Consider the following 20574-nt stretch of genomic DNA (forward strand, 5'->3'; position numbering starts at 1 on the left):
GGTTAAATAGGCGTCCGTACCCAATACGACTATTAGACCGGCAAGGATACGAAGTGGCAGACCCCCAGTCCGGCAGATCGCCCAGAAAGCTGGGTGCGAAGCGGTATCTGTGGTTGCTCAGCGCGGTTGTGCCCGGTTTGATCGTATTGGCATGGATCTTGGTCCAATTGACCGGACTGTCGGTGTTCTGGTGGACCGGCCCGATCATGGCGTTCATCCTAGTTCCCCTCGTGGACCAGATTGTCGATCTGCGAGCGGATATGTCCGGATTCGATTCGCCACATCCGCTCGAGGACGACAAGTTTTACCGCTGTGTCACCTACCTATATCTGCCGGGCCAGTATCTTTCATTGATCTTTGTTTGCTGGTTGTGGAGCGGCGGCGGTTGGCTGACGATGAGCACCGTCGACAAAGTCGGGTTGATGGCCACCACCGGCATCGTCGGCGGCATCGCCATCAACGCCGCGCACGAATTGGGCCACCGGCGCGCAAGGGCTGAGAAACGTCTCAGCAAGATTGCGCTTGCGCAAACTGGATATGGACATTTTTTCGTCGAGCACAACCAGGGCCACCACCTGCGGGTGGCAACGGCCGAGGATCCAGCCAGCGCACGCCTCGGCGAGAGCGTCTACCGATTCATCCCGCGGTCGGTGCTCGGCGGGCTGCGTTCGGCCTGGCAACTGGAGACCGCGCGGCTGGCCCGGGCCGGCAAGCCGTGGTGGTCGCCGGCCAACGACATCCTCAACGCCTGGCTGCTGACCGCAACCCTGTTCGCGGGACTGGTCGCCTGGTTCGGCCCCGTCGTCATCCCGTGGCTGCTCGGGCAGGCCGTCATCGGCGTCTGCCTGCTGGAGACGGTGAACTACCTGGAGCATTACGGTCTGCGCCGCCAGCGCCTCGACGACGGGGTCTACGAGCCCGTCGGGCAGCGGCACAGCTGGAACAGCGACACCCTGATCGCCAATGTGTTCCTCTACCACCTGCAGCGACACTCCGACCACCATGCGAACCCGCACAAGCCGTACCAGACCCTGCAGCACTGCGACCAGGCCCCACAGCTGCCCGCCGGCTACGGCAACATGCTGGTGCTGGCGTGGTGCCCGCCGTTGTGGCGCCGGGTGATGGATCCCCGGGTGTTGGCCCATTACGGCGGCGACATCCGGCTGGCCGCGCTCAAACCGACCGACGTGCCACGCGGGTCGTCCGATGATGCCGGGGGTCGCGTCGCTTACCCTTGAGCCTCGTGCCCGATAGGACAGTCCGCCTCGTCGCCATCATCACTGGTCTTGTCGGCTTCCTGCTCTGCGTGCTCGTCCCGCTGTTGCCGGTCAAGCAGTCGACCGCCGCGATCCAATGGCCGCAATCCGCCGACGCCGACGGCTTCGCCGAGGATGTCACCGCTCCGCTGGTCTCCGGGGCGCCCAAGTCGCTGAATGTGACCATCCCGTGCCAGGCCGTCGCCAGCCTGCCCGCCGAGGGCGGGCTGGTGTTCTCCACGATCCCGCCGGGCGGCATCGACGCCGGCCGCAACGGTCTGTTCGTCAACGCCAACGCCGATGTCGTGTACGTCGCGTTCCGGGACACCGTGGCGACGGTCGCGCCGCGCGAGGCGGTGGACCGCGGTGACTGCGGTGAGCTGCGGATCTGGGCGGATGTGCGCACGGTCGGCGCCGAGTTCGTCGGCATCTCCGAGGCGCCCGGCACGCTGAGCGTGGACAAGCGTCCCCAGGTGGCCGGTCTGTTCACCGAGCTGCGGGTGGCCCCCGATGCCGGGCTGTCCGCGCACATCGACATCGACACCCGGTTCATCACCACCCCGACCACGCTGAAGACGGCCGTCATGGTGCTCGGGGTCGCCGCGGTGCTGGCATCCATCGTGGCGCTGGCGGTGCTGGACCGAAGCGCCGGGCGCCGCGCGCCCCCGGCGCCGCGCCGCCGCAGCCTGACGGTGTGGCTGGCCGACGCCGGTGTCATCGGTGCCCTGCTGATCTGGCACATCGTCGGGCCGCCGACGTCGGACGACGGCTACAACCTGACGATGGCGCGCGTCTCGGGCGAGGCCGGCTACATCACCAACTACTTCCGGTACTTCGGCGCCTCGGAGGCCCCGTTCGACTGGTATCAGAGCGTGCTCGCCCAGCTGGCCTCGATCAGCACCGCCGGGGTCTGGATGCGGCTGCCCGCCACCGCGGCCGCGATCGGTACCTGGCTGCTGATCAGCCGCTTCGTACTGCCGCGACTGGGCCGCAGACTGGTCCGCAACCGGGCCGCGGTGTGGACCGCCGGGGCCGTGTTCCTGGCCGCCTGGCTGCCCTTCAACACCGGCCTGCGACCGGAGCCGCTGATCGCCTTCGGCGTGGTGCTGATCTGGGTGCTGGTGGAGATCACGGTGGGTACCCGCCGGCTGTGGCCGACCGCGGCCGCCGTCGTCGTCGCCGCCTTCTCCGTGACCCTGGCCCCGCAGGGTCTGATCGCGCTGGCGCCACTGCTGGTCGGCGCCCGGGCCATCACCCGGCTGATCGCCGAACGCCGCGCCGTCCAGGGCGTGCTGGCGCCGCTGGCCGCGCTGCTGGCCGCCGCCTCGCTGATCTTCGTGATCGTGTTCCGGGACCAGACCCTGGCCACCGTCGCCGAGTCGGCCCGGATCAAGTACGTGGTGGGCCCGACCATCCCCTGGTACCAGGAGTTCCTGCGGTACTACTTCCTGACCGTCGAGGACAGCGTGGACGGATCGCTGACCCGCCGGTTCGCGGTCCTGATCCTGCTGCTGTGTCTGTTCGGGCTGCTGATGGTGCTGTTGCGCCGCGGCACCGTGCCGGGGGCGATGAACGGACCGGTGTGGCGGCTGATCGGCAGCACCGGGATCGGGCTGCTGCTGCTGACCCTGACCCCGACCAAGTGGGCGATCCAGTTCGGCGCGTTCGCCGGTCTGGCCGGCGCGCTGGGCGGGGTGACCGCGTTCGCCCTGGCCCGGGTCGGCCTGCACAGCCGACGCAACCTCGCCCTCTACGTGACGGCCCTGCTGTTCGTGCTGGCCTGGGCGACCTCGGGCATCAACGGCTGGTTCTACACCGGCAACTACGGGGTGCCGTGGTTCGACAAGCAACCCGTCATCGTCGGCTACCCGGTGACCACCATCTTCCTGGTGCTGGCCATCGCCGGTGGCCTGCTGACCGCGTGGCTGCACTTCCGCATCGACTACGCCGGGCACACCCAGGTCGCCGACACCGGTCGCAACCGGGCACTGGCATCCACGCCGCTGCTGGTGGTCGCCGTGATCATGGTGGTGCTCGAACTCGGCTCGATGGTCAAGGCCACCGTGGGCCGCTACCCGGTCTACACCACCGGCTCGGCCAGCCTGTCGGCGTTACGGTCGGGTCTGTCCGGAGACAGTTGCGCGATGGCCGACGCCGTTCTGGTCGAGGCCGACACCAATGCCGGCCTGCTGCAACCCGTTCCGGGGCAGCGATTCGGCCCGTACGGTCCGCTGGGCGGCGAGAAGCCGATCGGCTTCACCCCCAACGGTGTCAGTGACACCCTCGAACCCCCCGAGCCCGTGGCCGGCAATCCGGGCACGCCGAACTCCGACGGGCCGGTCGACAAGCCCAACGTCGGTGTCGGCTATGCGGCCGGTACCGGCGGTGGCTACGGCCCCGAAGGCGTGAACGGATCCCGGGTGTTCCTGCCGTTCGGACTGGATCCGGAGCGCACCCCGGTGATGGGCAGCTTCGACGAGAACACCCTCGCCGCCAAGGCCACCTCGGCCTGGTACCAACTGCCGCCCCGCACCCCGGACCGGCCGCTGGTGACCGTCGCCGCGGCGGGCGCCATCTGGTTCTACGAGGAGGACGGGTCGTTCAACTACGGCCAGTCGCTGAAACTTCAGTGGGGTGTGCACCGCCCCGACGGCAGCTACCAGGCACTGTCGGAGGTCCAGCCGATCGACACGTTCTATCAGAAGGCGTGGCGCAACCTGCGGTTCCCGCTGACCTCGGCCCCGCCGGAGGCCAATGTGGCCCGCATCGTCGCTGATGACCCGAACCTGTCCGAGGACCAGTGGTTCGCGTTCACCCCGCCGCGGGTGCCGGTGCTGCAGACCGCACAGGAATTTCTCGGCACCCAGACCCCGGTGCTGATGGACATCGCGACGGCGGCGAACTTCCCGTGCCAGCGGCCGTTCGCCGAGCGGCTCGGGGTGGCCGAGCTGCCCGAGTACCGGATCCTGCCGAACTTCAAACAGATGGTGGCCTCGTCGAACCAGTGGCAGTCCGCCGACGACGGCGGACCGTTCCTGTTCATCCAGGCGCTGTTGCGCACCGCCACGATCCCCACCTACCTGCGGGATGACTGGTACCGCGACTGGGGTTCCATCGAGCGCTACATCCGGGTGGTGCCGAGCGACGAGGCGCCCGACGCCGTCATCGAGGAAGGGACGACCAACGTGTTCGGCTGGAGTCGCGGCGGACCGATCAGGGCCCTGCCGTGAACGACGTGAAGATCGCCCGCTGGGTCGCCACCATCGCCGGCCTCCTGGGCTTCCTGATGGCGGTGGCTGTGCCGTTGCTGCCGGTCACCCAGACCACCGCCACGTTGAATTGGCCTCAGGGCGGCCAGCTCTCGAACGTGACCGCGCCGCTGATCTCGCAGGCGCCGGTGAGCCTGACCGCCACCGTGCCGTGCTCGGTGATCCGCGATATGCCCGCCGACGGCGGGCTGGTGATGGGCACCGCGCCGGCACAGGGCCGCGACGCCGCGCTGAACGCGATGCTGGTGACGGTCAGCCCGGAGGCGGCGGATGAGCCGGCTCGGGTCGATGTCATCGTCCGAAATGTGGTGGTGGCCAGCGTCGAACGTGACAAGGTCACCGGTACGGCGGCGGCCCCCGGGTGTTCGGAGATCCGGATCACCTCCGACCATGACGGCACCTACGCCGACTTCGTCGGGTTGACCAAGGACGACGGCTCCGCCCAGCGGACCGGCTACCCGGACCCGAACCTGCGCCCGGCGATCGTGGGCGTGTTCACCGACCTGACCGGTGCTGCACCGCAAGGGTTGTCACTGTCGGCCGATATCGACACCCGGTTCACCACGCACCCGACCGTACTGAAGCTCATCGCGATCGTGCTGGCCATCATCTCGACCGTCATCGCGGTGCTGGCGCTGTGGCGCCTCGACCGTCTGGACGGCCGTCGGATGCGCCGCCTGATCCCCACCCGGTGGCGGACCCTGACCGCCGTCGACGGTGTCGTGGTGGGCGGCTTCGCGATCTGGTACGTCATCGGCACCAACTCGTCTGACGACGGCTATATCCTGCAGATGGCCCGCGTCGCCGAGCACGCCGGCTACATGTCGAACTACTTCCGCTGGTTCGGCAGCCCGGAGGATCCGTTCGGCTGGTACTACAACGTGCTCGCGCTGATGTCCCAGGTGAGCACCGCGAGCATCTGGATGCGGTTGCCCGACCTGATCTGCGCGGTGATCTGCTGGCTGCTGCTGTCCCGCGAGGTGCTGCCCCGACTGGGGCCCGCGGTGGTCGCCAGCCGTCCGGCGCTGTGGGCGGCCGGTCTGGTGCTGCTGGGCGCCTGGATGCCGTTCAACAACGGCCTGCGCCCCGAGGGCCAGATCGCCACCGGCGCACTGATCACCTACGTGCTCATCGAGCGGGCCATCAGCTCGGGCCGGCTGACACCCGCTGCGCTGGCGATCATCTCGGCGGCCTTCACCCTCGGGATCCAGCCCACCGGCCTGATCGCGGTGGCCGCCCTGGTGGCCGGCGGCCGGCCCATCCTGCGCATCCTGATGCGCAGGCGCGCGCTGGTCGGCACGCTGCCACTGCTGGCTCCGCTGCTCGCGGCGGGCACCGTGATCCTGGCGGTGGTGTTCGCGGATCAGACGCTGGCGACGGTGCTGGAGGCCACCCGGGTGCGCACCGCGATCGGGCCCAGCCAGGAGTGGTACACCGAGAACCTGCGCTACTACTACCTGATCCTGCCCACCGTGGACGGTGCGATCTCGCGTCGCTTCGCCTTCCTGTTCACCGCGATGTGCATGTTCCCGGCGCTGTTCATGATGTTGCGCCGCAAGCGGATCGCCGGGATCGCCCGCGGACCGGCCTGGCGGCTGATGGGCATCATCTTCGCCACCATCTTCTTCCTGATGTTCACCCCCACCAAGTGGATCCACCACTTCGGCCTGTTCGCCGCGGTGGCGGGCGCGATGGCCGCACTGACCACGGTGATGGTGTCCCGGACGGTGCTGCGTTCGGCACGCAACCGGGTGGCCTTCCTGGCGCTGGTGTTCTTCGTGCTGGCGCTGTGCTTCGCCTCGGTCAACGGGTGGTGGTACGTCTCCAACTTCGGTGCCCCGTTCAATACCGCGGTGCCCGCCATCGGTGGGGTGTCCGTCAGCTCGATGTTCTTCGCGCTGTTCGCGATCACCGCACTGTGGGCGTTCTGGCTACACGTGTCCGGCAAGACCGAATCGCGGCTGGCCGACCGGCTCACCGCCGCGCCGATCCCGATCGCCGCCGGGTTCATGGTGGTGGTGTTCGTGGCGTCGATGGCCATCGGCGTGGTGCGCCAGTACCCGACGTACTCCAACGGCTGGGCCAATATCCGGGCCTTCGCCGGCGGCTGCGGGATGGCCGACGACGTGCTCGTCGAACCCGACTCCAATGACGGCTTCCTGCAGGCGCTGCCGGGCGACTACGGCCCGTTGGGCCCGCTGGGCGGGGCCGGCGCACCCGGCTTCAGCCCGAACGGTGTCCCGGACCGGATCATCGCCGAGGCGATCCGGCTGAACAACCCGCAACCCGGTACCGACTACGACTGGAACCGCCCGATCCGGCTGCCCCGGCCCGGGATCAACGGATCCCGGGTACCGCTGCCCTACGGGCTGGACCCCGCGCGGGTTCCGGTCGCGGGCACGTATTCCACCGAGGCACAACAGGAGAGCCGACTCACCTCGGCCTGGTACGAGCTGCCCCCGGCCGATGACGCGCATCCGCTGGTCACCATCACCGCGGCCGGCACGATCGCCGGTTCCAGTGTCGCCAAGGGCGAGACCTCCGGCCAGACAGTGGAACTGGAGTACGCGGTGGCCGGTCCGGACGGCGCCCCGGTGCCGGCGGGCCGGGTCAGTCCGTACGACGTCGGCCCGACGCCGTCCTGGCGTAACCTGCGCTACCCGCGCGAGCAGATCCCGGCCGACGCGGTCGCGGTCCGGGTGGTCGCCGAGGATCTGTCACTGGGCCAAGGCGATTGGGTCGCGGTGACACCGCCCCGGGTCCCCGAGGTCCGCTCGGTGCAGGAGTACATCGGTTCCGATCAGCCCGTGCTGCTGGACTGGGCGGTGGGCCTGGCCTTCCCCTGCCAGCAGCCGATGCTGCACGCCAACGGCGTCACCGAGATTCCGAAGTTCCGCATCTCCCCGGACTACTTCGCCAAGCTGCAGAGCACCGACACCTGGCAGAACGGCCTGGAGGGCGGCCTGCTCGGGATCACCGATCTGTTGCTGCGCGCCTCGGTGATGTCGACCTACCTGTCGCACGACTGGGGCCAGGACTGGGGTTCGCTGCGGCGCTTCGACACCATCGTCGACGCGCAACCGGCGGAGCTCGACCTGGGTCACACCACCCATTCCGGGCTGTACTCGCCCGGTGAGATCCGCATCGGCCCCTAGCCGTTCGGTTACCGTGCACACATGTCCGACCGTGTGCGCCTCGGGAAGTCGGTCCTCACCCGCGTGGCGGAGACCTCCTTCGAGCCGAGCATCGACATGTTCGGCTCGACCCCGGAGGAGGCCTGGGCCGGTAACGCGGACCTGCTGGTACCCGATTTCGTGAACCTCGCGGCCCGCGGCGACGCGTTCATGGTGGACGACTGGCTGGAACTGGACGCGATCTAGGGCTTCACGTAGACGACACGACTACCGAACACGATGTCCTGCAATGACCTTCGCCGGACATCCACCGCCGCCCAGAGCAGGCCGACGGGGAACAGCACGCATGCGGCGGCACGGAGCACCGCGATCACCGGGGCAACCCGCCCGCCGCGGCGACCGGTCACCCGCAAACCCATCACCGCCGCACCCGCGGTGCACCCCGACACCGCCCAGCAGCCCGTCAGATAGAACACCGCGACGGCGAACATCGCCGCGGTGGAGAACACCGCGTTCAGCGTCGGGAAGCTGAACGTCGAAGGATTGAACATCAGCCGGAGCAGGATGAGGCCGACGTAGAGGGCGCCCAGCGCGAAACCCACGACGGTGAGGTCGATGACGGCGGCGACACCGCGGCTGACGATGCCGGCCTGCCGGAGCCGTGTGGGCACGCCGCTCACAGCTGCTCCCGTTCCCGGCGTAACAGCCGGTCGACCAACCCGGCCACCAGATCGTCGGCACGCTCGCCCTGGCTGCGCACATCGGTCATCACCTCGGCGGTGACCGAATCGGTGGACTGCTTGATGATGGCCGGCAGATCGATCCCGTCGACCACCTCGTCGGCCAGCCCGATCAGGTCGATCCGTTGGCGCGCCAACGCGTTCAGGTCGAGCTGGTCGAGAACCATCTCGATGCCGGAGCCCAGCACCTGTTCACCGCGGGCCTGCAGGGCACGGCGACTGCGGTGCAGCCAGCCGCCGACCACCGGCAGTTGCTCGGCACCGCGACAGACCAGCGCGACGCCGTCACCGGCGGCCGCGACCAGTCCCAGGGCGACGGCCACCGCCGGCGGCACGGGTTCGGTCACCGTTGCATCGTAGAGTGCCGACTAGATCGGCGTCAGGCCATGCTTGCGCTGCACCCGCTGAATCTGCTTGTCGCGCAGCAGCCGCATCGACTTGCGCAGCAACAGACGGGTCTCGTGCGGCTCGATCACCCCGTCGATGTAGCCGCGCTCGGCGGCGATCCAGGGCACGGCCATACCGGCGTTGTAACCCTCGATGAACTCCTTGCGGATCTTCTGTACCTCGGGCGCGGTGGGATCCGGGAAGCGCTTCACCAGCAGCTGGGCCGCACCTTCGGCGCCGATCACCGCGATACGCGCGGTCGGCCAGGCGAAGTTGAGGTCCGCGGTGAGCTGCTTGGAACCCATCACCGCGTAGGCGCCACCGTAGGACTTGCGCACCGTGATGGTGACCTTCGGGATGGTGGCCTCCACGACGGCGTTGAGGAACCGGCCGCCGCGCTTGATGATTCCGCCCTTCTCCTGCTCGACACCGGGCATGAAGCCGGGGGTGTCCACCACGAAGACCAGCGGGGTGTTGAACGAATCGCAGAACCGCACGAAACGGGCGGCCTTGTCGGAGGCCTCGTTGTCGATCGCGCCGGACATGTAGGACGGCTGGTTGGCGATGACACCGACCGGCCGGCCGTCGACCCGGGCGAAGGCGGTGATGATGGACGGGCCTGCCTGCTCGGCGACCTGGAACACGTCGCCGTCGTCGAAGATCCGCAGCAGGATCTCCATCATGTCGTAGGCCTGGTTGTCCGAGTCCGGCACGATCGCGTCGAGTTCCAGGTCGTGCGGGGTGATCTCGGGCTCCAGGCCCGGGTTGATGATCGGCGGATCGTCGAAGGTGTTGCTGGGCAGGAAGCTCAGATAATCCCGGACGTACTGGAACGCCGCGGCCTCGGACTCCACCACCTGGTGGATGTTGCCGTAGCGGGCCTGCGCGTCCGCGCCGCCGAGCTCGTCGAGGGTGACCTCTTCACCGGTGACGTCCTTGATGACGTCCGGGCCGGTGACGAACATGTAGCCCTGGTCGCGGACCGCGACGATGAGGTCGGTCTGGATCGGCGAGTACACCGCGCCACCCGCACACTTGCCGAAGATCAGCGAGATCTCCGGGACCTGCCCGCGCAGCAGTTCGTGCCGGCGGCCGAGTTCGGCGTACCAGGCCAGCGAGGTCGCGGTGTCCTGGATACGGGCGCCCGCGGAGTCGTTGATGCCGATGATCGGGCAGCCGACCATGGCCACCCATTCCATCAGCTTGGCGACCTTGCGGCCGAACATCTCACCGACCGAACCCTGGAACACCGTCTGGTCGTGGCTGAACACGCCGACCGGACGGCCGTCGATGGTGCCGTGACCGGTGACCACACCGTCGCCGTAGAAGGCGTTCGGGTCGCCGGGGGTGCGGGCCAGGGCACCGATCTCCAGGAAGCTACCCGGGTCGAGCAGCGAGTGGATGCGGGCGCGCGCACTCGGGATACCGCGCTTGTCCCGCTTGGCCCTGGCCTTCTCGTCGCCGGGATCCTTTGCCAGTTCCAGCTTCTCCCGAAGCTCGGCCAGTTTTTCCGCGGTGGTCGCCAGCTTCGGCTGGGCGGCAGGGTTTTCCGTCACTGTGCTTCCTTTTTCGGCAGGTCCTGCTGCCGCGATTCGATGCGGTTGATGGCCTCGCTCATGTGAGCGCCGACCTTGGCGATGATCGGCTCGTCGATGGCCTGGATGTGCTCGCCGCCGATGTGCACGACCTCCAGGTCGGCGACGGCCTCGCCCCAGCCGCCGTCGGGCTGGCGGGTGGCGTACGCCGGTTCGAAGACGATGGCGTCATCGTGGTAGCGGTCGGCCATGTAGAGCGTGACATGTCCGTCGTAGGGCTGGATGTCGATGGTGTCCAGGGCCCGGTTGTCCAGGTACGAGGTGCGCTGGTGCTCGATGATCCCGCCCGGGATCTGCACGCCGCTCTGTGCGACGAGGTCGAGCACGTAGCGCACCTGGCCCTCGTCGTCGAGCTTCTCCAGCTCCTCGTACGGGATCTCGGGGATCTCGACGTTGAAGGTGCGCTCGGCGAACCGCGCGTAGCGATCCCACCTTGCCCGCATGCCGGCCTGGGTCTTGTCGATCGGCACGCCGGGGCGCACGCAGTCGATGAGCCCGACGAACTGCACGTCGGCGCCGGACTGCTTGAGCCCGATGGCGCAGGCATACGCCAGTGCGCCCCCCAGGGACCATCCCGCCAGCACGAACGGGCCCTTGTGCAGTTCGAGCAGTTTGGGCACGTACTCGGCGGCACGTTCCTCGATGGACCCCTCGACCCGTTCGATGCCGTACACCGGGATATCGGCCGGCAGTCGCTTGAGCAGCGGCTCGTACACCACGGTGGAGCCACCGGCGGGGTGGAAGACGAACAGCGGCACCGCGTTCGAACCCTCGACCGGCGGGCGCAGGGTGCGCACGAACCCGTCGACCACACCGTCCTCCAGCTGGTTGCGGACGTGGGTGGCCAACTCCTCGATGGTCTTGGCCGTGCTGACCTGCTCGACGGTGATGATGCCTTCGGCGCGCTCGGACAGCCGCTCGGCCATCTTCGTCGCGGCCGCCTCATCCAGGGCCGGCAGCTCGTTGAAGATGCCGCCGGGCGACTTTCCGGTGACGATCGCCCAGGTGGCGAAGGTGACCCGTTCGGCTGCGTCACGCGGGGGCACATCGGCGCCGAGCGCCTCGGTGACCGCCTCCTGGGTGAGCACCTTGGCCGCGGCGGCGGCAGCCGTCGCATTCGAGGGGCCCTGGGCCGGCCCGCTCGGGTCGGTGGGCGGAGCGGGGATGCCGGCGACATCGGTAGGCGGCGGCGGGATCTCGATGCCCACCTCGGCCAGCGACTCGGCGGTGCTGTCGGTGTTGCCGGCGACCGTCGCCGTGTTCGCCGCTTCGGCCAGCTTGGCTTCCAGCTCGGCGACGGTGGTCGCCCCGCCCATCAGCTCGGCCTGCGCGGCCGCGATCTCCTCGGCCGTCTGGCCCTTCTGCGCCTCGGCGAGCTCGCCGACCTCGTCGCGGTGCTCGATCGCGTACTGGATCAGCTTCTCCACCGCGTACAGGTTGGCGTCGCGCACCGCGGTCAGCTGGATGGGCGGCAGGTCGAAGTCGTATTCGACCCGGTTCTTGATCCGCACCGCCATCAGGGAATCCAGGCCCAGCTCGATCAGCGGCACCTCCCAGGGCAGATCCTCGGGTTCGTAGCCCATGGCGCTGCCGACGATGGTGCCCAGCCGATCCGCGACCGTCTCACCGGAATCCGGCGACCACTTCGCGAAGCTCGAACCGAGATTCGCACCGGCGGTCAGGTTGTCGGCCTCGAACGCCGCGACATCGGACCCCGTCTCGGGCTCCTCCGCCGCGGGTGCGGCGGCGCTCTCGGCGACCGTGCCCGCACCGACCGCAGTCGGCAGCACGGTCTGCGCGCCGCCACGGGTGACGATGGCGTCGTAGACCAGGGTGAAGGATTCGTCGATGCGCGCATGCACCTGCACCGACGCCCCGCCCGGATGGCGGGTCACCGTGGTGACCAGCCGCGAGCCCGCCGCGGGCACCGCACGCTGCTCGGACGCGGTCAGCGTCGCATCCGGAAGCACCTGCGCGGCAGCTGCTTTCACCAGTGCTGCCAGATCCGTCTCACCGTCGGGTGCGAATTCGAAGACGTGCCGGCCGTCCGGGGTGGCCACGTGGGTGCCGGGCATGAGCACCGAACTGTCCCCGGTGAACCGGGCGTCCAGCCAGTGCTGCTTGCGCTTGAACCGGGTCTGCGGGATGTCGGCGTAGTCCAGTGCGCCGGCCAGGCCGCGGGCGGTGCGCGGGAACAGCGTGCGCGGGTCCAGATCGTGGCCGTGCACGAACAGGGTGGCCATCGCCACCGTCATCGAGTCGACCTCGTCCTGCTTGCGGGCCAGCGTCCCGATCAGCTGGGCATCATGGAGGCCGGCCGCAGCGGTCGTCAGCCCGACCTGCATGAGCGCCACCGGATTCGGCGCCAGTTCCAGGAAGGTGGTGTGCCCGTTGTCGACCGCGTTGCGGATGCCGTGGGTGAAGTAGACGCTGTGCCGCAGCCCCTTCTTCCAGTAGTCCACATCGTGGATCGGGTCGGCGCCGGCACGGATGAACGTGCCCTCGTGCACCGTGGAGTAGTAGCCCGTCTTGAGCGGAAGCGCCTCGATGCCCTGCAGTTCGGCGGCCAGTTCACCGAGCAGCGGATCCATCTGCTGGGTGTGGCTGGCGCCCTTGGTCTGCAGCTTGCGGGCGAACTTGCCCTCGGCTTCCGCGCGTTCGACGATCGCGTCGATCTGTTCCGGCGGGCCACCGATGACGGTCTGGGTCGGTGCGGCGTAGACGCACACCTCCAGCCCGGGGAAATCGGAGAAGACGGTCTTGATCTCCTCGGCCGAGTACTCGACGAGCGCCATCAACCGGATGTACTCACCGAACAGCATGGCCTCGCCCTCACCCATCAGGTGGGCACGCGAGCAGATGGTCCGGGTGGCGTCGGCCAGCGACAGACCCCCGGAGAAGTAGGCCGCGGCGGCCTCGCCGAGCGACTGCCCGATCACCGCACCGGGGGTGGCGCCGTGGTGGCGCAGCAGTTCACCGAGCGCGATCTGCAGCGCGAAGATCACCGTCTGGACGACCTCGATCGGGTATTCGCAGGTCTCGTTGGTGTAGTCGATCGAGTCGTCGAGGATCAGTTCGACCACCGAGTAGCCGCGCTCGTCCTGGATCAGGGCGTCGACCTTGTTGATCCACTCGGCGAACACGTCGTTGCGCAGGTAGAGGCTCTTGCCCATCTTGCGGTGCTGGGCACCGAATCCGGCGAACACCCAGACCGGCCCGCTGGTGACCGGGCCGTCGGCGGCCAGCACCAGCGGGCTGGGCTTGCCGTCGGCGAGGGCACGCAGACCCTTGATCGCCTCGTCGTGATCGTGGGCCAGCACCACCGCGCGGGAGCGGCCGTGGTTGCGCCGCGACAGCGACCGGCCGATCGACTCCAGCGAGGAGGCCCGGCCCGCCTCGCTGTCGATCCAGTCCGCCAACTCGGCGGCCGCGGTCCGCTTACGGGAGGTCAGGAAGCCGGAGATGAACAGCGGGACAACCGGATTCGGCTGCTCGCCGCTCTCCAGTTCCTCCCGGGAGACCTCGATGAGCCGCTTGGCCTCGTCGGTCAGGCCGGGCAGCTCGTAGCTGTCCTCGCCGTAGGTCGGGACGCCGTCGCCGGCGCTGTCATCGTCGTCCTCGATGAACTCGCCGTACTCGTCCATCCGGACCCCGCCGACGTAGACCGCGTCGGCGTCGGCGGCCGGCTTGTCCTCGACCGCAGGAGTTTCGGGCTCGGGTTCGACGAGGTCGGATGCCAGCACCTCACGCAGCACCAGGTGCGCGTTGGCGCCACCGAACCCGAAGCCGGAGACACCGGCGACGGCACGACCGCTGTAGCGCGGCCAGTCGCTGACGGTGTCGTTGACCTTCAGGTGTTCCTTGTCGAAGTCGATGTACGGGTTGGGCCCGGCGTAATTGATCGACGGCGGCAGTTTGTCCCGCTGCAGCGACAGCGCCGTCTTGGCCAGGCTGGCCACACCGGCGGCCGATTCCAGGTGTCCCAGATTGGATTTCACCGCGCCCAGCAGGGCGGGCTTGTCGTCGGCACGGCCCAGCCCGACGACCCGGCCCAGCGCGTCGGCCTCGATCGGGTCGCCCAGGATGGTGCCGGTGCCGTGCGCCTCGATGTAGTCGACGTCGCGCGGGTTGATCCCGGCGTCCTTGTAGGCCTTGCGCAGCACGGCCGCCTGCGCGTCCGGGTTGGGTGCCAGCATGCCGTTGGAGCGGCCGTCGTGGTTGACCGCGCTGCCGGCGATGACGGCGATGATCTCGTCACCGTCGCGGCGCGCGTCGGAGACCCGCTTGAGGACCAGCATGCCGCCACCCTCGGAGCGGGCGTAGCCGTTGGCGTCCGAGGAGAAGGACTTGCACCGGCCGTCCGGGGCGAGCACTCCGCCGACCTCGTCGAAACCGATGGTGACGATCGGGGTCACCATGGCGTTCACCCCGCCGACGATGGCCATGTCGATCTCGCCGGAACGCAGTGCGCGCACACCCTGGTGGGCGGCGACCAGTGAGCTGGAGCAGGCGGTGTCGATGGACTCGGACGGGCCGCGGAAGTCGTAGAAGTAGGACACCCGGTTGGCGATGATGGAGCTCGCGGTGCCGGTGATGGCGTACGGGTGCGCGGTGGTCGGGTCGGCGACCGCCAGGAACATGTAGTCGTTGTTCGAGCTGCCCACGTACACACCGACATCGGTACCGCGCAGGCTGGAGGCCGGGATGCGGGCCTGCTCGAGGGCTTCCCAGGTCAGTTCCAGGGCCATCCGCTGCTGCGGGTCGATGTTATCGGCTTCCATCTTCGACAGCGCGAAGAACTCGGAGTCGAAGCCCTTGATGTCGGACAGGTAGCCACCACGGGTGTGCGCCCTGGCAACCCGCTCGGCGATGCGTGGCTCACCGAGGAATTCCGACCACCGGCCTTCGGGCAGATCCGAACTGGCGTCGCGACCCTCCATCAGGGCGGCCCACATCTCGTCGGCGCTGTTCATATCGCCGGGGAAGCGGGTCGCGATGCCGACGATGGCGATGTCCTCGACACCGGGCTCGCGGCTCCAGTCCTCGTCGGCATCGACGACCGTTTCGGGTTCACCCTCGATGATGACGGTGGCCAGTGCCTCGATGGTCGGGTTACGGAACACCACGGTGGCGGTCAGCGTGACCCCGGTCAGGTCCTCGATGTCGCTGGCCATGGCCACCGCGTCGCGCGAGGACAGGCCCAGCTCCACCACCGGAGCGGACTCGTTGATGGAGTCCGGCGACTGCCCGGTCGCGTTGGCCACCCAGTTGCGCAGCCATTCACGCATCTCGGCGACGGTCATGTCACCGCGGGCGGGGACGACGGCGTCCGAGGCGGATCCGGAAACGGCCGGAAGTCCGGCTACCTCTGGCTGGAGTGAATTATCTTGTGGTTCAGTCATTTTCACTATTCACTTTCGCCGCCGTGCGGCCTTGGTTGCGCGGCCGGAACTCAGTCGGTCTCAGTCGGTCTCATCGGGGAAGTCGTTGGCGATCTTGCCGCTGCGCAGGCTGCCGTCCAGGTAGCCGGCCCGGCAGGCGCGCCGGCCGATCTTGCCGCTGGAGGTACGCGGGATCGCACCCGCCGGTGTCAGCAGCACGTCGCGCACGGTGACACCGTGGCGCACCGCGATCGCGGCACGGATGTCGTCGATGACCGGGCCCAGCTCGAGCTTGTGCGATCCGGGCGCCCGCTCGGCGACGATCACCAGCTGCTCGGAGGTGTCCTCAGGGTCGAACTTCAACCCGGTGTGTGCGTCGTCGAACACCTCGGCGGGCAGCTGGTTGGCCGGCACCGAGAACGCCGCGGCGAACCCGGTGCGCACGGCCTTGCTGGCCTCCTGCGCCGAGTACTCCAGGTCTTGGGGGTAGTGGTTGCGGCCGTCGATGATGACGAGGTCCTTGACGCGGCCGGTGATGTAGAGGTCACCGTCGTAGAAGGCGCCGTAGTCACCGGTGCGCACCCAGGTGGCGTCGTCGGCGGCGCCCTCGGCGTGCGACGGGGTGGTGCGCGACTTGAGGATGTTCTGGAAGGTGTTGACCGTCTCGTCGGGCTTGCCCCAGTAGCCGGTGCCCATGTTGTTGCCGCTGATCCAGATCTCACCGATCTGACCGTCGGGCAGCTCGGTGGCCGACTCGGCGTCCACGATCGCGGCCCACTCCGAGATACCGACCTTGCCGGCGGAGGCCTGCGCGACGGCCGTCGGCGAATCGGCGTCCACCTCGACGATCCGGTTGTTGTTCAGCGCGTCGCGGTCGACGTAGAGAATCTTGGGCTCTTCGGACGCCGGGGTGGTCGACACGAACAGGGTGGCCTCGGCCAGCCCGTAAGAGGGCTTGATGGCCTTGGGCGAGAATCCGTACGGGCCGAAGGCCTCGTTGAACCGGCGCACGGTGGCCGCCGAGATCGGCTCGCTGCCGTTGAGGACCGCCTTGACGTTGGAGAGGTCCAGCGGCGGCTCGCCCTCCTTGGGCAGCCCGCGCGCGGCGGCGTGGTCGAAGGCGAAGTTCGGGGCCACCGAGATGACACCACCGGTGTCCTCGGGCTTGCGGGCCATCTCGCGGATCCAGCGACCGGGACGACGCACGAAGGCGGCCGGGGTCATGAAGGTGAAGTTGTGGCCGATCATCGGCGCCAGCAGCGCGGTGATCAGGCCCATGTCGTGGAAGAACGGCAGCCAGGACAGACCGCGGTCGCCCTCTTCTCCCTCCAGCGCCTCGATGATCTGCACGATGTTGGTGGCCAGGTTCTGATGGGTGATCTGCACACCGGTCGGGATGCGCGTCGAACCCGAGGTGTACTGCAGGTAGGCGACGGTGTCGATCGTCACATCGACCGGCTCCCAGGTGCCGGCGACCTCGTCGGGCACCGCGTCGACGGCGATCACGCGGGGACGCTGGTTGGCCGGGCGGCTGCGGAAGAACTTGCGCACACCCTCGGCGGCATCGGTGGTGGTCAGCACCGCGGCGGGCTCGCAGTCGTCGAGTACGGCATGCAGTCGGCCGACGTGCCCGGGCTCGGAGGGGTCGAACAGCGGCACCGCGATGCGGCCGGCGTAGATGGCGCCGTACATGGCCACCAGGTAGTTGAGGTTCTGCGGGCTCAGGATGGCGACCCGGTCGCCTTCCTGGGTGACCTGCTGCAGGCGGGCGGCGACGGCCCGGTTGCGGGCGCTGAACTGTGCCCAGGTCAGATCGCGCGCGACCCCGTCACGCTCGACCGAGTAGTCCAGGAAGCGGTAGGCGAGCTTGTCGCCGCGGACCTTGGCCCAGCGCTCGACGTGCTGCACGATGCTGCCGTTGTCGGGGAGCTTGATCTGTCCGTTCTTGATGAACGGGTTATGGAACGGCATCAAAGACTCCTGTCACAGCACACTTAAATCTCGCACGATCGCAAAGACCTCCGGAATCGTACCGGGGCGGCGGATTTCCACCTCCGGACGACCATGGGCCGACCGCGACCGCTCTTAGTTTTCTCTTAATGTTAGGTGACCGATTCACGCAGGCCAAATCTGGTTACCGGCGAGTCGGGCCCCGGTTCGAGCGAAGCGCCGGGGAATGGGTTCGCTCAACCGTGCTTGGGATGCGGCGCGTTCTCGATCAGATTGCGCACCCAATCCAGCGTCCACTGGGTGGTGGTCTTTCCATCCAGTGTCCAGAACTGCGGCGTGTTGTACAGCGCGTGCACCGGTCCCGCGGCACTGCCCAGCAGGGTACTCAGGGTGGCCGGCAGATTGCCCACCGAGAACGCCGATTCCGGGGCCGCGCAGATCAGATCGCCCGCACCGCAGATCTGGTAGGTGCGGTCGTCGAGTGCGCCGAACCCACCCTCGCGGGGCCCGGTCATCGACAAGCCCATGGCGGACAGCATGGGCAATTCGTGCAGGGTGATCTCGGCACCCTGCCCCGGTGGGTTGGGGCTGAGGTTCTGGCCCACGCCGTCCTGGCGGCGGCCGTCGGCGATCAGCATCACTCCGAGCACCAGATCCTGGTCCACCGGGCCACGGCCGTTACCGATATCACTGGCGATGTCCCCGGCGATCACCGCGCCCTGGGAGAAGCCCACCAGCACGTAGCTGGTCAGCGGGCACCGGTTGTTCATATCCGTCATCGCCCGCACCGTGGCGCTGAGCCCCTCGGCCCGGCTGTCGTTGTAGGACATCTGGCCGTCGGCGGAGAACGGATTGTGGAACTCCGCGGTGTAGGGGACGGTGTAGATCTCCACCCGGTCGGTGCCGAACTCGGCGCGCAGCGGATTGGTGACGTTGAGCAACAACGCGATCGGGAACTGCACCGGGTTGAACGGGTCGAGGTGCGGGGAGGACTCCCAGGTTCCCGGAATCGAGACCAGCTGGACGTCCGGGCAGCTGGCGTCCTGGAACTCCGGGCGCGGCTTACCCGTCGGCGGCACGGCGCCGGGCACGTCGGGCGCGCCCGGGGGCGTGGCGACGGGCGGGGTGTCGGGCTGACGCAAGAACACCACCACACCGGCGACGAGCACCGCCACCAGCACCGCGATCGCCCCGGCCGCAGCCAGCGCGAGTATGCGGTGCCGCCTACGTCGGCTCTTTTTCGCCATGGTGTCTTGACTCCTCACATGCGCCGACTCTGCGGCGGGGCGGGTGGTGTGTGGTGCTGCTGCTGATGGTCAGCAGAGCCGTTCGGTAGCGATGCGAATGTAGTCAGCCGTGGCGGCGTCGACCTCATCGATGTCCGGGGCGACCGAGCCCGCGTGGGCGTCGTCGACGTCGTCGCGGACCAGCGGCACCACGAAATCCCAGACCGCGTGCTCGGACTGTCCGGCGGCGCGGGCCTGGCAGACGTAGGCGCCGATGCTCAGGGCCATCAGATCGTCGGAGGGCTGCACCCCGGCATCGACCAACGCGTCGAGGTAGGCCCGCTGATCGGCGGTCACCGCGAAGTGCTTCTCGGGATGTCCGCCGGCCCGCAACGCGCCCTGCAAACCGCGCACCTGCTCCTCGGTGGACGCCGCGGCGGGTTGGCCGATGGTGGTCAGCGTCCGGTCGCCGAGCGAACAGCCGGTGGACAACGTGGTCACCGAGGCCAGCATCATCGGGGCCACCACGATCAACGTCGGGGAGACCACCGGCCACTTTGCCAGGGTGTTCACCCACCGTCGGTTGCGCGCCACGATTTCCACGGTACCGGCTGCCGAGGGCCGTTTCCGGTCCGCGGCTGTGACCGTTATCGCACCGCGATCACCGATCACAGCTCGCGCTCAGGCGATGGCTGCCACCAGGTCACCACGCAGTGCCGCCAACTGTGCCGACCAATTGCCCCAGTCGTGCTGACCGCCGGTCGGGAAGTCGAAGTGCCCGTTGCGGCCGCCGATCGAGCGGTAGTGCGAGTAGAAGGTGCGGTTGCTGCCCTGGGCCTGTGCACAGTCGTTGATCATCGCCACCGGGTCACTGCAGGTGGTGGTCTGCGGGCTGAAGATCCACAGCCGGGTGTTGTTGTCGACCAGCAGCTGCGAGTGCACGTCCGGGTCATGCCACTTCCACCGGCCGAACTGCACCGGACCCCACATGTCGTGGGTGTTGACGCCGCCGTACTGCGCCATGCCGGCGGTGATCGCACCGTTCTCGAACGTGCGCGACGGGGTCAGGAATCCCGACATCGACCCCGCGTAGCGGAACCGGTCGGGGTGGAAGGTGGCCAGCATCAGAGCACCGGTACCGCCCTGTGAGGCGCCGACCACGCCGTGCCCGCTCGGCGCCAGGCCCTTGTTCGCGGCCAGCCAGTTCGGCAGCTCGGTGGCCAGGAAGGTCTCCCACTGCTTGCTGCCGTCCTGCTCCCAGTTGGTGTACAGGCTCCATGCGCCACCGGCCGGCGCCGCCACCGAGACGCCCGAACCGGCGAAGGTGCTCATCGCGTTGCCCGCGGTCACCCAGTTGCTCACGTCGGGGGCGGCGTTGAAGGCGTCGAGGAGGTAGACCGCGTGCGGACCGCCGGCCTGGAAGGCGACCGGGATGTCGCGGCCCATCGCCGCCGAGGGCACCATCAGGTACTCGACGGCATCGGCGTGGGCCGGGGTGTCCGAAGTAGCCGACACCGTCCACAGGCCCATCGCCAACAGAACCGCGCCGAATATCGCGCGCAGCCTCATATCCCACCTCATTCTTTGGTCAGCAATCTCCCCGCCACCGCGTTGTAGTGAACCACATCACCGCGAA

General features: G+C 68.5%; 12 protein-coding genes. 4 read left to right on the forward strand and 8 right to left on the reverse strand.

Annotation, left to right across the window (positions count from 1 at the left end; translation table 11 throughout):
- The first annotated feature begins 53 nt into the window (after nucleotides 1-53).
- Genes K0O62_RS27585 through K0O62_RS27600 form a run of 4 tightly spaced genes read left to right on the forward strand, consistent with a single transcriptional unit; the run spans nucleotide 54 to nucleotide 7905 of the window.
- A complete protein-coding gene (locus K0O62_RS27585; RefSeq protein ID WP_073857305.1) occupies nucleotides 54-1238 on the forward strand; it encodes an alkane 1-monooxygenase in 1185 nt (394 codons plus the stop codon).
- 5 nt (nucleotides 1239-1243) lie between these two features.
- Complete coding sequence (locus K0O62_RS27590) at nucleotides 1244-4486, forward strand: arabinosyltransferase domain-containing protein (RefSeq protein WP_073857379.1); 3243 nt, start codon at nucleotides 1244-1246, stop codon at nucleotides 4484-4486.
- Between the two features lie 56 nt (nucleotides 4487-4542).
- Nucleotides 4543-7680, forward strand: coding sequence for an arabinosyltransferase domain-containing protein (locus K0O62_RS27595; RefSeq protein ID WP_165637003.1), 3138 nt, complete (start codon nucleotides 4543-4545; stop codon nucleotides 7678-7680).
- Nucleotides 7681-7701: 21 nt separating this feature from the next.
- Complete coding sequence (locus K0O62_RS27600) at nucleotides 7702-7905, forward strand: hypothetical protein (protein ID WP_073857307.1); 204 nt, start codon at nucleotides 7702-7704, stop codon at nucleotides 7903-7905.
- Here K0O62_RS27600 and K0O62_RS27605 read toward each other — a convergent pair.
- The 8 genes from K0O62_RS27605 to K0O62_RS27640 form a co-directional block, all read right to left on the reverse strand.
- Nucleotides 7902-8330 (reverse strand): RDD family protein, encoded by a 429-nt coding sequence (locus tag K0O62_RS27605; RefSeq protein ID WP_097933937.1) that lies wholly within the window; start codon nucleotides 8328-8330, stop codon nucleotides 7902-7904. The two genes, K0O62_RS27600 and K0O62_RS27605, sit on opposite strands and share 4 nt — an antisense overlap.
- 5 nt (nucleotides 8331-8335) lie before the next feature.
- Nucleotides 8336-8746 carry a hypothetical protein gene (locus K0O62_RS27610; protein ID WP_073857309.1) on the reverse strand — a complete coding sequence of 137 codons (411 nt, stop codon included), beginning with the start codon at nucleotides 8744-8746 and terminating at the stop codon, nucleotides 8336-8338.
- A gap of 21 nt (nucleotides 8747-8767) precedes the next feature.
- Nucleotides 8768-10342: an acyl-CoA carboxylase subunit beta gene (locus K0O62_RS27615; RefSeq protein ID WP_073857310.1), complete on the reverse strand. Its 1575-nt coding sequence runs from the start codon at nucleotides 10340-10342 to the stop codon at nucleotides 8768-8770.
- Nucleotides 10339-15783 carry a polyketide synthase Pks13 gene (gene pks13, locus K0O62_RS27620; RefSeq protein WP_073857311.1) on the reverse strand — a complete coding sequence of 1815 codons (5445 nt, stop codon included), beginning with the start codon at nucleotides 15781-15783 and terminating at the stop codon, nucleotides 10339-10341. Before pks13 ends, K0O62_RS27615 begins: the two co-directional genes overlap by 4 nt.
- 60 nt (nucleotides 15784-15843) lie before the next feature.
- The gene (gene fadD32, locus K0O62_RS27625; protein WP_073857312.1) at nucleotides 15844-17733 is read right to left on the reverse strand and encodes a long-chain-fatty-acid--AMP ligase FadD32; all 1890 of its coding nucleotides are present in this window, start codon (nucleotides 17731-17733) and stop codon (nucleotides 15844-15846) included.
- A 215-nt stretch (nucleotides 17734-17948) separates the two neighbouring features.
- Nucleotides 17949-18959, reverse strand: coding sequence for a carboxylesterase Culp6 (culp6, locus tag K0O62_RS27630; protein WP_073857313.1), 1011 nt, complete (start codon nucleotides 18957-18959; stop codon nucleotides 17949-17951).
- Nucleotides 18960-19028: 69 nt separating this feature from the next.
- Nucleotides 19029-19532: a DUF732 domain-containing protein gene (locus K0O62_RS27635; protein WP_234800163.1), complete on the reverse strand. Its 504-nt coding sequence runs from the start codon at nucleotides 19530-19532 to the stop codon at nucleotides 19029-19031.
- Between the two features lie 87 nt (nucleotides 19533-19619).
- Nucleotides 19620-20507 (reverse strand): esterase family protein, encoded by an 888-nt coding sequence (locus K0O62_RS27640; protein WP_165637001.1) that lies wholly within the window; start codon nucleotides 20505-20507, stop codon nucleotides 19620-19622.
- Nucleotides 20508-20574: the final 67 nt, after the last annotated feature.

The organism is Mycolicibacterium diernhoferi (assembly GCF_019456655.1).
Lineage (GTDB): Bacteria > Actinomycetota > Actinomycetes > Mycobacteriales > Mycobacteriaceae > Mycobacterium > Mycobacterium diernhoferi.

What these genes read in the sequence shown, in the direction of transcription:
- K0O62_RS27595 (WP_165637003.1), top strand. Translation starts at nt 4,543, where the DNA reads ATGGCGGTGGCTGTGCCGTTGCTGCCGGTCACCCAGACCACCGCCACG.
- K0O62_RS27600 (WP_073857307.1), top strand. Translation starts at nt 7,702, where the DNA reads ATGTCCGACCGTGTGCGCCTCGGGAAGTCGGTCCTCACCCGCGTGGCG.
- pks13 (WP_073857311.1), bottom strand. Translation starts at nt 15,783, where the DNA reads ATGACTGAACCACAAGATAATTCACTCCAGCCAGAGGTAGCCGGACTT.
- fadD32 (WP_073857312.1), bottom strand. Translation starts at nt 17,733, where the DNA reads ATGCCGTTCCATAACCCGTTCATCAAGAACGGACAGATCAAGCTCCCC.
- culp6 (WP_073857313.1), bottom strand. Translation starts at nt 18,959, where the DNA reads ATGGCGAAAAAGAGCCGACGTAGGCGGCACCGCATACTCGCGCTGGCT.
- K0O62_RS27640 (WP_165637001.1), bottom strand. Translation starts at nt 20,507, where the DNA reads ATGAGGCTGCGCGCGATATTCGGCGCGGTTCTGTTGGCGATGGGCCTG.